This window comes from Woeseia oceani (genome assembly GCF_001677435.1).
GTDB classification, from domain to species: domain Bacteria; phylum Pseudomonadota; class Gammaproteobacteria; order Steroidobacterales; family Woeseiaceae; genus Woeseia; species Woeseia oceani.
This window is the reverse complement of record NZ_CP016268.1, coordinates 3,088,000-3,102,475: the sequence shown is the minus strand read 5'-3', so window position 1 is coordinate 3,102,475 and position 14,476 is coordinate 3,088,000. Positions and strand designations below refer to the sequence as shown.

12 protein-coding genes are annotated in these 14,476 nt (G+C 59.0%); 11 read left to right on the top strand and 1 reads right to left on the bottom strand.

What is annotated here, in order from left to right; all coding sequences use genetic code 11:
- Positions 1-79 precede the first annotated feature (79 nt).
- From clpB to nudB, 5 genes are all read left to right on the top strand, one after another.
- Positions 80-2,668: an ATP-dependent chaperone ClpB gene (gene clpB / locus BA177_RS14020; RefSeq protein WP_068617207.1), complete on the top strand. Its 2,589-nt coding sequence runs from the start codon at positions 80-82 to the stop codon at positions 2,666-2,668.
- A gap of 65 nt (positions 2,669-2,733) precedes the next feature.
- On the top strand, positions 2,734-3,063 hold the full coding sequence (locus BA177_RS18410) for an FmdB family zinc ribbon protein (protein ID WP_082990123.1): 330 nt from the start codon (positions 2,734-2,736) through the stop codon (positions 3,061-3,063).
- A gap of 28 nt (positions 3,064-3,091) precedes the next feature.
- Entirely contained in the window at positions 3,092-3,763 is a 672-nt protein-coding gene (locus BA177_RS14010) for a DUF502 domain-containing protein (RefSeq protein ID WP_068617203.1), read from the top strand.
- A 105-nt stretch (positions 3,764-3,868) separates the two neighbouring features.
- A complete protein-coding gene (gene aspS, locus BA177_RS14005) occupies positions 3,869-5,644 on the top strand; it encodes an aspartate--tRNA ligase (RefSeq protein ID WP_068617201.1) in 1,776 nt (591 codons plus the stop codon).
- Positions 5,645-5,769: 125 nt separating this feature from the next.
- A complete protein-coding gene (gene nudB / locus BA177_RS14000) occupies positions 5,770-6,225 on the top strand; it encodes a dihydroneopterin triphosphate diphosphatase (protein WP_068617199.1) in 456 nt (151 codons plus the stop codon).
- 50 nt (positions 6,226-6,275) lie between these two features.
- On the opposite strand, the gene mutS is transcribed toward nudB, so the two are convergent.
- Positions 6,276-8,876 carry a DNA mismatch repair protein MutS gene (gene mutS / locus BA177_RS13995; RefSeq protein WP_068617196.1) on the bottom strand — a complete coding sequence of 867 codons (2,601 nt, stop codon included), beginning with the start codon at positions 8,874-8,876 and terminating at the stop codon, positions 6,276-6,278.
- Between the two features lie 191 nt (positions 8,877-9,067).
- Between mutS and BA177_RS13990 the strand changes: the two genes are divergently transcribed.
- From BA177_RS13990 to BA177_RS13965, 6 genes are all read left to right on the top strand, one after another.
- Positions 9,068-10,387 carry a diguanylate cyclase gene (locus tag BA177_RS13990; protein WP_068617194.1) on the top strand — a complete coding sequence of 440 codons (1,320 nt, stop codon included), beginning with the start codon at positions 9,068-9,070 and terminating at the stop codon, positions 10,385-10,387.
- Positions 10,388-10,520: 133 nt separating this feature from the next.
- Complete coding sequence (locus BA177_RS13985) at positions 10,521-11,606, top strand: glycosyltransferase (protein ID WP_068617193.1); 1,086 nt, start codon at positions 10,521-10,523, stop codon at positions 11,604-11,606.
- Entirely contained in the window at positions 11,599-12,105 is a 507-nt protein-coding gene (locus BA177_RS13980) for a CinA family protein (RefSeq protein WP_068617192.1), read from the top strand. The genes BA177_RS13985 and BA177_RS13980 overlap by 8 nt, the downstream gene beginning before the upstream one ends.
- The gene (gene thpR / locus BA177_RS13975) at positions 12,098-12,607 is read left to right on the top strand and encodes an RNA 2',3'-cyclic phosphodiesterase (RefSeq protein WP_068617191.1); all 510 of its coding nucleotides are present in this window, start codon (positions 12,098-12,100) and stop codon (positions 12,605-12,607) included. Before BA177_RS13980 ends, thpR begins: the two co-directional genes overlap by 8 nt.
- 115 nt (positions 12,608-12,722) lie before the next feature.
- Positions 12,723-13,778: a recombinase RecA gene (gene recA / locus BA177_RS13970; protein ID WP_068619411.1), complete on the top strand. Its 1,056-nt coding sequence runs from the start codon at positions 12,723-12,725 to the stop codon at positions 13,776-13,778.
- Between the two features lie 58 nt (positions 13,779-13,836).
- Positions 13,837-14,355, top strand: coding sequence for a regulatory protein RecX (locus BA177_RS13965; RefSeq protein WP_082990121.1), 519 nt, complete (start codon positions 13,837-13,839; stop codon positions 14,353-14,355).
- Positions 14,356-14,476: the final 121 nt, after the last annotated feature.

Genomic DNA, 14,476 nt, shown 5'->3' with positions numbered 1-14,476 from the left:
GCAACACCCGGCCGCTTGAAATGCGCTGGTCTGCCGCAATTTAGTAGCGAACCCGGATCCATTAACCCAGGAATTTCAAATGCGAATGGACAAATTGACCAGCAAGTTCCAGATGGCGCTGTCGGATGCCCAGTCGCTGGCCGTTGGCCAGGACCACCAGTTCATCGAACCGGTGCACGTCATGATTGCGTTACTCGACCAACAGGGCGGCTCCGTGCGTGGACTTCTGACCAAGTCAGGTGCCAACGTCAACTTGCTGCGCTCGCAACTTGGCGACACCCTCGACCGCCTGCCAAAAGTAGAAGGCACGGGCGGCGAGGTGCACATCGGCAATGAGCTGACGAAGCTGCTGAATGTCACCGACAAGCTGGCACAAAAACGCAACGATCAGTTCATCTCCAGCGAGTTGTTCGTCCTTGCGGCACTTGAAGACAAGTCGCCGCTGGCGAAACTGCTGTTGCAGGCAGGCGCTATTCGCGGCGCTGTCGAACAGGCCATCGACGAATTGCGGGGTGGTCAACAGGTAAACGACCCCAACGCCGAGGAGACTCGCCAGGCGCTGGAGAAGTACACCATTGATCTGACGGAGCGCGCGGAGCAGGGCAAGCTGGACCCGATTATCGGGCGCGATGAAGAGATACGGCGCACGATCCAGATTCTGCAACGCCGTACCAAAAACAACCCGGTACTGATCGGCGAGCCCGGCGTCGGCAAAACAGCGATCATCGAAGGTCTTGCGCAGCGCATTGTCAATAACGAAATTCCTGAAGGCCTGCGCAACAAACGCATATTGTCGCTGGACATGGGCTCCCTGATCGCCGGTGCCAAGTTTCGCGGTGAGTTTGAAGAGCGTTTGAAAGCGGTACTCAGTGACCTGGCCAAACAGGAAGGCCAGATCATTCTCTTTATCGACGAGCTGCACACAATGGTTGGTGCAGGCAAGGCGGAAGGCTCCATGGATGCGGGCAATATGCTGAAGCCCGCGCTTGCGCGCGGCGAATTGCATTGCGTCGGTGCGACAACGCTCGATGAGTACCGCAAGTACATTGAGAAAGACGCGGCATTGGAGCGGCGTTTTCAGAAGGTGTTGGTTGAGGAGCCGAATGTCGAGGACACAATCGCGATCTTGCGTGGGCTCAAAGAGCGTTACGAAGTGCATCATGGGGTTGAGATTACCGACCCGGCGATCGTAGCGGCGGCAACCTTGTCGCACCGTTACATCAGTGACCGGCAGCTCCCCGACAAGGCCATCGATCTCATTGATGAGGCCGCGTCACGTATTCGTATCGAGATCGACTCCAAACCGGAATCAATGGACCGCCTCGAACGGCGCGTCATTCAGCTCAAGATCGAACGCGAAGCGTTGAAAAAGGAATCGGACGATGCCTCGCGCAAACGTCTGGATGATCTTGAGGCGCAACTTGCCGATCTCGAAAAGCAGTACTCGGATCTCGAAGAAGTGTGGAAGGCCGAGAAAGCCGCCATGCAGGGTGCGACGCACGTCAAGGAAGAAATTGAACGCGCTCGCCTGGAGCTGGAGACAGCGCACCGTGCCGGCGATCTCGCGCGCATGTCGGAACTGCAGTACGGGCGGATACCGGAACTTGAAAAGCAACTGGCGAGTGCAGCCCAGGCCGAGAACCGCGAGACCACGTTGTTACGCAACAACGTGACGGAAGAGGAAGTTGCGGAAATCGTCTCTCGCTGGACGGGCATTCCCGTGTCCAAGATGCTGGAAGGCGAAAAGGAAAAACTGCTGGCGATGGAATCGGTCGTGCAGCAGCGGGTGGTTGGTCAGGCAGAAGCGGTGACGGCTGTTGCAAACGCAATTCGCCGCTCCAGGGCCGGGCTGTCCGATCCGAAGCGACCTATCGGCTCGTTCATGTTTCTTGGGCCCACGGGCGTGGGCAAGACCGAACTGACCAAGGCGCTGGCCAATTTCCTGTTCGATACGGACGACGCAATGGTGCGCATCGACATGTCGGAATTCATGGAAAAGCACTCAGTCGCGCGCTTGATTGGTGCACCGCCGGGTTATGTTGGCTACGAAGAAGGCGGCTATCTGACCGAGGCAGTACGTCGCCGCCCGTATTCGGTGATTTTGCTGGACGAAGTTGAGAAGGCGCATCCCGACGTATTCAACGTCTTGCTGCAGGTCCTGGATGACGGACGCCTGACCGATGGTCAGGGCCGTACTGTCGACTTCCGCAACACCGTGATCGTCATGACCTCAAACCTTGGCTCGCAGATGATCCAGGAGCTGGCCGGCGACGACAATTACGAAACGATGAAAAGTGCGGTGATGGAGGTAGTCGGCCAGCATTTCCGGCCTGAGTTCATCAATCGCGTGGATGACGTGGTGGTGTTCCACCCGCTGGCCCGTGAGCATATTCGCAAAATCGTCGATATCCAGTTGGGCTATCTGCACCAGCGACTGGCTGACCGGGATATGCACATTACACTCACGGACGCCGCGCTGGACAGGCTCGCGGACGCTGGCTTCGATCCGGTCTACGGTGCCCGGCCGCTGAAGCGGGCGATACAGCAGCAGGTAGAGAATCCGCTGGCGCAGAAGATCCTCGAGGGCCGCTTTTCACCCGGCGATACGATTGAAGTCGGCGTGAGCGGCGACGGCGCGCAAATGCTGGATTTCCAGAATGCGGCCTGATGACTTTATAATCACAACCGCTGGCGCAGTTCGGCGCTGGCCTTACCCCGTTCGGAGATGATTGCGTGCCGATTTACGAGTATGCCTGCCAGAAATGTGCGCATGAATTTGATGCGCTGCAAAAAATGAGTGATGAGCCTTTGCTTGAGTGCCCTGAGTGCGGCAAGCCGGCGCTGAAGAAACTGGTATCTGCGCCAAACTTTCGCCTTAAAGGTGGTGGTTGGTACGAGACAGATTTCAAGACAGACAAGCAACGCAACGTTCACAAGAGCGAGAACGACTCGTCAGCCACTACATCCAGCAACAGTTCTGCAGCGAGCTCGACCACGAGCGTGCCGAAAGCAGACAGCAAGCCTGCAGCTGCCAAGGTGAGTAGCGCGTCGTCAAGCGACTGACCCGTACCGCTAACGGAGCGCCGCCAGTATGAAGAACCTGCGCCGTTATTTCGTTGCCGGTCTTCTGGTGTGGTTGCCCATTGCCGTGACCTTTCTGCTGCTGCGTTTCGTGGTCGGCGTGATGGACAAGACGTTGCAATGGTTGCCGCCGAGCTACCGGCCGGAGGAATGGCTGCCGGTTGCGGTGCCGGGACTGGGTTTGCTGTTGACGCTGGGCCTGGTGCTGCTGACGGGTGTGCTGGCGGCGAATATCGTTGGCCGCAGCATGGTCGGACTGTGGGAGTCGGTGCTGCAACGTATTCCCATCGTGCGCTCCATCTACATGGCGTCGAAGAGCTTCGCCGAGGTGGTGTTGTCCGACTCGAATCAATCGTTCAAAAAAGTGCTGATGCTCGAGTACCCGCGCAAAGGCATCTACAGCCTGGCGTTCCAGACGGGCACCCAGCTCGGCGAAATTGAAGCGCGTACCGGCAAGGAGGTGATTTCCTGCTTTGTGCCGACTACGCCGAATCCGACCTCCGGATTCATTATCATAGTGCCCAAAGACGACGTGGTTGAACTGGACATGCAGGTGGACGAGGCGTTGAAACTGATCATCTCGCTGGGCGTCGTCGTACCGACCTGGCCGGCGGACAAGTCGGGCGAGCTGCCCTTGAACATGCCGGCGAAAACGGCGCACCAGCCGGCCGCAAAAGACTGATTTCCGACTGTTTCCCGTCGCGGCCTGCCTTGCAGAGTAGGGCGGCAGGCCGTACCATTCCGCCTCTTTTTTACGCGCTTGACGCGCGATTTCCCGGAATTAACCATGCGTAGCCATTATTGCGGACAGGTAGACGAATCGCTGATCGGACAGGAAGTCACGGTAGCCGGCTGGGTACACCGCCGCCGGGACCACGGTGGCGTAATTTTCGTTGATCTGCGCGATCGCGAGGGCCTGCTGCAGGTCGTTTTCGATCCGGATACGGCGGAAATGTTCGCCGAGGCCGAGCGCATCCGCGGTGAATTCGTGCTGGAGGTCAAAGGCCTCGTGCGTGCGCGGCCGGATGGCACCGTGAACCCGAACATGCCGACGGGCAAGATTGAACTGCTGTCGCGCGAGTTGACCATTCTGAATGACTCGGCGACCCCGCCGTTCCACCATGACGAGCAGGTGAACGAAGAGCTGCGTCTCAAGCACCGCTATCTTGACCTGCGACGCGAGCCGATGCTGAACAACCTGCGGCTGCGTCACAAGGTGACCCGCGCCATGCGTAACTTCCTGGATGACAACGGCTTTATCGACGTCGAAACGCCGATGCTGACCCGTGCTACGCCGGAAGGCGCACGCGACTACATCGTTCCGAGCCGCACGCATCCGGGCAAGTTTTTCGCCTTGCCGCAATCACCGCAGATCTTCAAGCAGCTGCTGATGATGTCGGGGCTGGATCGTTACTACCAGATCGTGCGTTGCTTCCGCGACGAAGACCTGCGCGCCGACCGTCAGCCGGAATTTACCCAGCTCGATATCGAGCTGAGCTTCGTGGACGAGGCGGCCGTTACCGGCATCATGGAAGAGCTGGTGCGCGAACTGTTCCGCAAGGCGATGGATATCGAATTGCCTGCGCCGTTCCCGCGCATGCCGTATTCGGAAGCCATGCAGCGTTTCGGTTCTGATAAACCGGATTTGCGTATCGATCTGGAATTGATCGAAGTGTCCGATTTGATGGGGTCGGTTGAATTCAAGGTGTTTGCCGGCCCTGCCAAAGACGAAGACGGTCGCGTAGCGGCATTGTGCGTGCCGGGTGGTGCCGCACTGAGTCGCAAGGAGATCGATGATTACACGGCATACGTCGGTCGCTACGGCGCGAAAGGTCTGGCGTACATCAAGGTTAATGACGTGGCGAAAGGTCGCGACGGACTGCAGTCGCCGATTTTGAAATTCCTGCCGGACGATGCGGTCGAGGGCATCATGCAACGGACGGCCGCCAAAGACGGTGACCTGATCTTCTTCGGTGCCGATAAAGCCAACGTTGTGAACGATGCACTGGGCGCGCTGCGGGTCAAAGTCGGCACGGATCGCGGCATGGTCAAAGAGGGCTGGGCCCCGCTTTGGGTTGTCGACTTCCCCATGTTCGAGAAGGACAAGACGTCCGGTCGCTGGACATCGTTGCACCACCCGTTCACGGCGCCGTCGACCTCGGACCCGGAAGAACTCAAGGCAAACCCGGGCAAGGTTCTGTCGCGTGCGTATGACATGGTGCTGAACGGTTCGGAAGTGGGCGGCGGTTCCATACGTATTCATGACCAGCAGATGCAGGCGGCTGTTTTCGAGTTGCTGTCGATCAGTGAGGACGAAGCAGAAGAGAAATTCGGCTTCTTGCTGCGCGCATTGTCGTACGGCTGTCCGCCGCATGGCGGCATTGCCTTCGGCCTCGACCGTCTGGTCATGCTGATGGCCGGTGCGGACAGTATTCGGGACGTGATTGCGTTCCCGAAAACCCAGTCAGCGCACTGTCCGCTGACCAATGCTCCGGGCGAAGTATCGGCCGAGCAATTGAAAGAGACCGGCATTCGACTGCGCAAGACCCACGTCGAACAATAGATCGGTGTGGTTTAACCGGCCTGACATGATTGGTTTGCTACGCTGGCAAGCCTCTCAGTTACTGTCGGCCGGTTACGTTTACGATGCTCAGAAAATTGCGGCGCCACACGCAAGTCGCCCACCAAATGAACACGGCTGAGCAATACCGTCGCCCTGAATCCGTGTTAATCGTCGTGTACGCATACACAGGCGATGCGCTGCTCTTGCGGCGTTGCAAGCCATGGTCATTCTGGCAGTCGGTGACCGGTAGTCTCGAACGCGGCGAATCGCACGCCGCTGCGGCGGCTCGGGAGCTTGCCGAAGAAACCGGCATCGTGGCGGATGAGCGTCTTGTCTACACCGGTCGCCAGCGCGAATTCGAGATCGACCCACGCTGGCGCCACCGCTACGCGCCGGGCGTCACCCATAACATGGAATACGAATGGCATTTCTGTGTCGACCAGCCGCTCGAGATCTGCCTCGATTACGAGGAGCACTCCGCTTATTGCTGGATGCCGGTCGCTGAGGCTGTCAACGCGGTCTGGTCCTGGACCAATACCGCGGCGCTGGATGAATTGCGACGTGATCTGTATCCGTCGTAGTCGTCTGTGCAAGTGTCTGCCGTGGCGGAAAGGGTGGTCGTTGTCCGTTATCAGTCGTTATCAGCGAGTGTTTTCAGCCGATACAGTACGTCCAATGCCTCTCTGGGTGAAAGGCTGTCAGGGTCGATGTCAGACAGGGCCTCGCGCAATTCGTCGGCGTCGTCAGCCGCGGACGACATTGCGAGCGGTAGCTGCGGCTGCGGGCTGTCGTTCGCGCGCAGCTGTTGCGCTTCAAGTGCCGTGAGGTAGCCACGAGCACGTTTGATCACTGTGCCCGGTACGCCGGCAAGTGATGCGACCTGCAGGCCGTAACTCTGATTCGCCGGTCCGTTTTTTACCGTGTGCAGGAATACCAGCTGCCCTTTGTGTTCGGTGGCATCGAGGTGCACGTTCACGCAGCCGGGAATTTCAGCCGCCAGTGCCGTCAGTTCAAAATAGTGCGTCGCAAACATCGTGAACGCGCGGACTTTTTCACCCATGAAATGCGCGGCGGCCCACGCCAGTGACAGGCCATCGAAAGTACTGGTGCCGCGACCAATCTCGTCCATCAGTACCAGACTGCGTTCGGTAGCATTGTTGAGGATCGTGGCAGTCTCGGTCATCTCCACCATAAAGGTAGAGCGCCCGCCAGCAAGATCGTCGGATGCGCCTATGCGAGTATAAATCCGGTCCAGCGGACCTATGCGCAATGCATCTGCCGGCACGTAGCTGCCGACGTGCGCGAGTATTGCGATCAGCGCGGTTTGTCGCATGTAGGTCGACTTACCGCCCATGTTGGGCCCGGTAATGACCTGCAGGCGGGTTCGTTCGGAGAACGTCAGATCGTTGGCAACGAACGGGATATCAATGACCTGTTCGACAACAAGGTGCCGTCCGCCGCGTATCTCGATGCACGGCTCGCTGGCGATTTCAGGCGGTGTCAGATTCAGTGTCAGTGCACGCTCTGCGAAACAGCACAGTACGTCCAGTTCGGCAAGCGCGTGCGCTGTCTCCTGTAATGTACCGAGCACTGCGATCAGTTCATCCAGCAGTGTTTCGTAGAGAATCTTCTCACGATTCAGGGCGCGTTCGCGCGCACTCAGTACTTTGTCTTCAAACTCTTTCAGTTCCGGCGTGATGTAGCGTTCCGCGCCTTTCAGGGTTTGCCGGCGCGTGTAGTCATCCGGCGCTCTGGTTGCCTGACCTTTGGATATCTCGATGAAGTAGCCGTGCACGCGGTTGTAGCCAAGCTTCAGTGTGCTGATACCCGTGCGTTCGCGTTCACGGGTTTCGAGGTCGATCAGGTATTGATCGGCGTTGGTCGCAATATTGCGCAGGTCGTCCAGTTCGGCGTCGTAGCCATCGGCGATGACACCACCGTCCCGAATCAGCATCGGTGGGTTGTCTATCAATGCGCGTTCGAGCAATTGTCGTTGTTGCCCGTGTTCACCGATTTGCTCCCGCAGTGATTGCAGCAATGGCGAGTTCAGCGGTTCAAGTGCCTGCCGCAGGGCGGGCAAGCGCACCAGCGTGGCACTGAGTTGTGACAAATCGCGGGGCCGCGCGGAACGCAAAGCGACACGCGACAAAATACGTTCGACGTCACCGATACCGTCGAGTTGTTCGTTCAGTACTTCAATGGCGCCGCGTTCTATTAACGTGCCAATGGCGTGGTAGCGGGAACGCAATATCGACGCATTGCACAGCGGCCGCTGAATCCAGCGTCGCAGCAAGCGACTGCCCATCGCGCTCTGGCAATGATCCATAACGCCGGCAAGTGTGTGTTCGTGATGCCCGGTGAGCGATTGTTCGAGTTCGAGATTGCGTCGCGTTGCGCCGTCCATGATCAGGGCGTCGCCGCTGCGTTCGACAGTCAGTGAAGTCAGGTGGGGCAGCGCAGTTTTCTGCATGTCGCTGACGTATTGCAGCAAGGCACCGGCAGCGGCGACACCGAGCGGTGTATCCGTGGCGTCGAAACCGCTGAGGTCCTTGGTGCCGAATTGATCACAGAGCAAGCGGTTCGCGCTGTCGACGTCGAAATGCCAGGTGGGCCGGGTGCTGACACGCAGGCTGTCACGCAATACACCGCTGAGCGATGTGTCTTCGCTGGTGACCAGTTCTGCCGGGCGCAGGCGTTCCAGTTCGGCGGACAAGGCACTGCGGTCTGCAAGTTCGGTCAGGCGAAACCGGCCACCGGACAGATCCAGCCATGCCAGCCCGATTGTTGCGGCGTTCTTCCGTGCCTTGCTCGCGGCCGGATCTTCGTACACCGCAGCCACCAGGTTGTCGCGGTGCGCCGTGAGCAGTGCCTCATCCGTCAATGTGCCAGGTGTCACCACGCGCACGACTTTGCGCTCGACGGGTCCCTTGGCCAGCGCCGGGTCACCGATCTGTTCGCAGATGGCAACGGACTCACCCTTGCGTACCAGTTTGGCGAGATACCCTTCCGCGGCGTGATAAGGCACGCCCGCCATCGGGATCGGGTTGCCGCCGGACTTGCCGCGGGCGGTCAAGGTGATGTCGAGCAGCTGTGCGGCACGCTTCGCATCGTCAAAAAACAGCTCGTAGAAGTCACCCATGCGGTAAAACACCAACATGTTGGGGTAGTCACGTTTGATGCCGAGGTACTGTTGCATCATCGGCGTATGGGCTTGACTGGTTTTGGCACTCATGGATGCAGCCGAATTCGTCGCCGGGGACCGGCTAAAGGGCGAACATGCTAGCGGCTGCCGCGTGGCAAGTCGATGGGTTGCGCCGCCCGTGCACGGATTTGTCGTGCGCAGCTGTCTTTTGTCGATTTTCCGTTGCAATGTCAGACCTTGAACAGCGTAACCGGTTGCGGTTTTGGCTATGATTGCGGGGTATGAACGCTGACCATCTCTACCAGGCCGGACTGTTATTGCTCGAAGTATTGGTCGTGGCAGGACTGCTGCTGTTGTTTTTCCGGTTGCGCAGTCGTTTCGGCATAGCACCGTTGTGCATGACAATCGGGGCGTATCAGCAAATGCAGGCTGGCCTCGCTGCGACGCTGTATGTGCAGGTGGCGCCGACCATCTTTATCAGCCCCGGATCCAGCGTCCTGTTCACGGCAACATTGATGGTAACGTTGCTGGTTTACATACGCGATGATGCGGCGAAAACGCAAATGCTGATCGTTGGCATTGTTGCGGCCAACCTGACGCTGGCGTTATTTGTCTGGCTTGTCAGCATGCACCTCGATAGCCCCGGTGCGACCCTGAGCAAGGACTTCTCCAGCGAGTACCTGATGGCTGATTTGTGGCCATTGATCAGTGGCACTGCGTTATTGAGCCTTGAAGTCATACTCATCATCATTGCCTACGAATTTTTCTTTCGTTTGTTTCCGCGACTGCTGTTTTTCCGCATCGCCCTGGCTTTATGCAGTGTGGTCGTTCTGGATACCGTTCTTTTTGTTACGGCGGTCTTTTACGGAGATGACGCGTACCTGAATATTTTGCGGTCGGCGTTGATCGGCAAGCTGGTGGCGAGTCTTCTTTGCGCGGCAATAATGACGGCCTACCTGTACCTTGTTCCGGCACCGAGCCGGACGGCAGCCAAGGGCGATCAGCGCCTGCGCGATATATTCCATATTCTGACCTACCGGCAACGCTACGAACAGCTGAAAGACAAGTTTGCGCGTGATCCGCTGACCGGGCTTTTTAACCGCGGTTTTTTCGATGAGAACCTGCCGCTGGAGTTTGCCCGTGCCCTGCGCCTCGGGCATCACATCAATGTCATGCTGATCGACCTCGATCACTTCAAAGAGATCAATGACAACCACGGACATCAGGTTGGAGACATTGTTATCCAGACGATGGCCAGCAGTATGCAGGAGGTGTTCCGCACGGCTGATATTCCCTGCCGCTACGGCGGCGAAGAGTTTGTCGTCATCATGCCGGATTCGACAACCATGGGTGCATTGCATGCTGCCGAGCGGTTGCGCAGACGCTTTCGTGAGCATTGCAGTGAACTCGATCTGCCGATGCCTGTTGAGAGTATTACGTTCACAGCCGGTATTGCGTCGTACCCGCATGATGCGCAGACGCCGGACGATTTGTTGCGGGTCGCGGATGAGCGCTTGTACGCGGGCAAACGCGCCGGTCGTGACCGGGTGATGATTGGTGAGCAAGCGCTGACCGATTCGCAGTCTATTTCCGTCCTCTGACAGACCGATGAGTTGCGCTGTAAAAGCCACTGTGCAATCCCGGTTGCGGTTAGTGCGCAATCCGTGCATGGGCGGGGATTGGCGGCTATGTTAGCCTCGAGCCGATGAACCAGCCGCAACGCCGCCTCTGGCTATGAAAATCGTGCATGTCGAAACCGGGCGCCATCTGTACGGTGGCGGGCAGCAGGTGTTGTGGCTGATCGACGGCCTCAACCAAAGCGGTATCCACAATGTTCTCGTCTGTGCCAGTGATTCGGCGTTGGCGGAAGCCGCCGACGATGCCGGCATTGAAGTCGTTAATCTGTGCTGCCGTGGTGATCTTGATTTTGGGTTCGTTAGCCGCCTGCGTGCCGTGCTTCGCGATCAACAGCCGGACCTTGTGCATTGCCACAGCCGCCGTGGTGCGGATTTTTTCGGCGGCCGCGCGGCGCGGGCAAACGGCATCCCGGCAGTGCTTTCGCGCCGTGTTGACAACCGGGAGCCCGGCTGGCTGGCCCGCCTTCGGTATCGGCCCTACCGGAAGATTGTTGCCATTTCTGAAACCATCGCCGAGGTGTTGCGCGCAACGGGCGTGCAGCACAGCCGGTTGACAGTCATTCGCAGTGCTGTGGCTGCGAACGACTTCGACGAGCCGCCAGACAGGGTCGCGTTTCGCCAGGCGTTTGCTCTGCAGGCGGGCGATCCCGTGCTGTTCTGCGTAGCGCAGTTTATCGAACGCAAAGGCCATCGTTTTCTGCTGGAGGCGATGGGTGAATTATTACCGCGCTATCCGCGGCTGCGACTGATCCTGTTCGGGAGGGGGCCGCTCGAAGCCGAACTGCGCTCCCTGGCGGCTGACGCCGGGCTGGATCACGCCGTACAGTTCGCCGGTTTTCGTGAAGACCTCGATGATTACCTCTCCTGCGCCGACCTGCTCGTGCACCCCGCGTTGGCGGAAGGCCTCGGTGTTGCGGCACTCAAAGCTGCCGCCGCCGGTGTGCCGGTCGTGGCATTTGCGGCTGGCGGCTTGCGCGAAGCCGTCGTGCACGATGAGACCGGGTTGTTGCTGCCGCCGGGTGACGTCGCTGCACTGGCGGCAGGAATCGCCGCATTGCTTGACGACAGCGAACGGAGGCGGCAACTTGGCCAGAACGGCCGCGCGCGGATGCACAAGGAGTTTTCGATAGAGACGATGGTGGCAAGCCACATCGACCTGTACCGATCAATTCTGGATGACTGAAACGGACCTTAAAAATCTGGCGGAAGCACTGGTCAACGAACTGGCGGCGGCCGGCAAGAGTGTCGCCACGGCGGAGTCCTGTACGGGAGGCTGGGTCGCGAAAGCACTCACTGATATTCCCGGCAGTTCACGGGTTTTTGCCTACGGGATCGTCAGCTATTCAAACGGCGCCAAAGAGTCAGTGCTGGGTGTCATCAATGCCACGCTCGCGGAGCACGGTGCGGTCAGCGAGGCGGTGGTCAAGGAAATGGCCGAAGGGGTCTTGCAGCTGAGTGGTGCCGACATCAGCGTTGCCGTGAGCGGCGTTGCCGGACCCGATGGCGGCAGCCCGGAAAAGCCGGTGGGCATGGTCTGGTTTGCCTGGGCGCGCCGCGGCAAGTCGGGCTGCGATGTGTTCGCCGAATGCCGCCGGTTCGACGGCGATCGCTGGCAGGTCCGGCTACAGAGCGTTGCTGCCGCGCTGCAGGGCGTACTGGAACGGCTGCGGCAATATGCCTGAAAAGCGCCTGTTCTTCGCGCTGTGGCCCAATGAGCGGCAGCGGGAGCAGTTGCGAGAACCGATCAAGACCGCGAGCGGTACCGTGGAGGGGCAGCTCGTGTTCCGCGGCAACTGGCATGTCACGCTGCGGTTTCTCGGCGCGGTTCCGGAGGCCGCCATTCCATCCATCCGGCGGGCAATGGATGCGATACAGCCTGAGCCTTTCCGGCTGCGGTTTGACCGCCTTGAGTTCTGGCCGCGACCAAAGATTGCCTGCCTGCTCGCGTCGTCGGTGCCACCGGCACTAAGCCGGCTTGTGCAGACGTTGGATACCCTTGCAGAAGCGGCGGGGCTCGGCCGTCAGGAGTCGACCTACCGGCCGCACATCACGATCGCCCGGCATGCGCGTTCGTTCCCGTCGGAGCCGCTTGCGCAGCCTGTCATGCTGGAGTGGTCAGGTTTCGAATTGATGGAGTCGGTCGCGACAGCGCAGGGCGTGCGGTACTACCCGGCTATTCAATGAGTTCGACGTCTTTCCTGACACATTGCCCGATTTTGCATCCGCCGGGCGGCTGTGAGCGATCTCAATCTATGAAATAATTACCGGCCTCACTCACAGCGGCATGGCAATCGATACTATGGATGACAATCGCAAAAAGGCACTCGCAGCGGCCCTCGGCCAGATTGAAAAGCAGTTTGGTAAAGGCTCGGTAATGCGTCTCGGTGACGGTGGGCCGTCACGTGACATTGAGGCCATTTCCAGCGGCTCCATCGGTCTCGATACCGCGCTGGGCATCGGCGGTTTGCCGAAAGGCCGGGTAATCGAAATCTACGGCCCTGAATCATCCGGTAAAACCACCCTGACACTGCAGGTGATCGCCGAGGCGCAGAAAATGGGCGGCACAGCGGCGTTCGTCGATGCTGAACACGCGCTGGATCCGAGTTATGCGGAAAAACTGGGCGTGAACGTTGACGACTTGCTGGTCTCGCAGCCGGACACCGGCGAGCAGGCGCTGGAAATCACCGACATGCTGGTGCGTTCCGGGGCCATTGACGTAATCGTTGTCGACTCCGTGGCCGCATTGACTCCCAAAGCCGAAATCGAAGGCGAGATGGGCGATTCGCACATGGGTCTGCAAGCGCGGCTGATGTCGCAGGCGCTCAGAAAGCTGACCGGCAACATCAAGCGCTCCAATGCGATGGTGATCTTTATTAACCAGATCCGTATGAAGATTGGCGTCATGTTCGGCAGCCCGGAAACAACTACCGGCGGTAATGCGCTGAAGTTCTATGCCTCCGTACGCCTCGACATTCGCCGTATCGGCGCGATCAAGAAAGGCGACGAGGTCATTGGCAACCAGACGCGGGTTAAAGTGGTGAAGAACAAGGTTTCGCCGCCGTTCAAGCAGGCTGAGTTCGAGATTCTCTACGGTGAAGGTATTTCCCGCGAGGGTGAGATCATTGACCACGGCGTCGCGCAGAACATCATCGACAAAGCCGGTTCCTGGTACAGCTACGGTTCAGACCGCATCGGTCAGGGTAAGGAAAATGTCCGCGAGTACCTCAAAACCAACCCGGAGATCGCGGCGGAGATCGAGACGAAAATCCGCGCAGCTATGATGCCGCCGAAGGTTGATCCGAAAGAAGCGGAAAAAGCAGCGGACGATGGCAAGCCGGTTGCTAAAGAAGCCTAAGGGCTGCGGGTAAGATCGCGAGGGCGGTTACCGGTGGTAGCTGCCCTTTTTTGATGTGATGCCGGATAAACCCTCACTGAATGACGAGATTCGCGAGCTGCAGGCCGATGCGGATCAGGAGCGCTTTGCGAGTCCGCAGGAAGCCCGCAAGAAGGCGATGGACTATCTCGCGCGTCGCGAATACGGCCAGACTGAACTCAAGAAAAAGCTGTCTGGCGCAGGCTTCACTCGCGAGGCGACCGAGCGCGCAGTAGACCAGCTCACGGCAGACAATCTGCAGGATGACCATCGCTTCGCCGAGAGCTTCATGCAATCGCGCATCAGCAAAGGCAAAGGCCCACTGCGAATTCAGCTTGAACTGAGCCAGCGAGGTATCGACAGCGGCACCATTAGTACCGTGCTTGAAATGGCTGACCTGGACTGGGCGGCACTGGCCAGGCAAGTGCGGCGCAAGAGATTTGGTCCCGGACTGCCCACCGACTTTGCCGAAAAAGCGCGGCAAATACGTTTCCTGCAATACCGCGGCTTCGAGCCCGAGCAGGTGCAAGCGGCGGTCGGCCGCGACGATGAGCAATGATTGGCTGGTAGTAGCACCCTGAATCAATCTTGACGATAGCGTTGCCCCGGCCGGCCGGTTCTGTTCCGCAAACGGTGTTGCCAACGCCGAGCCGTGGGCTCCGTTGGCCGTGCCGGCAATG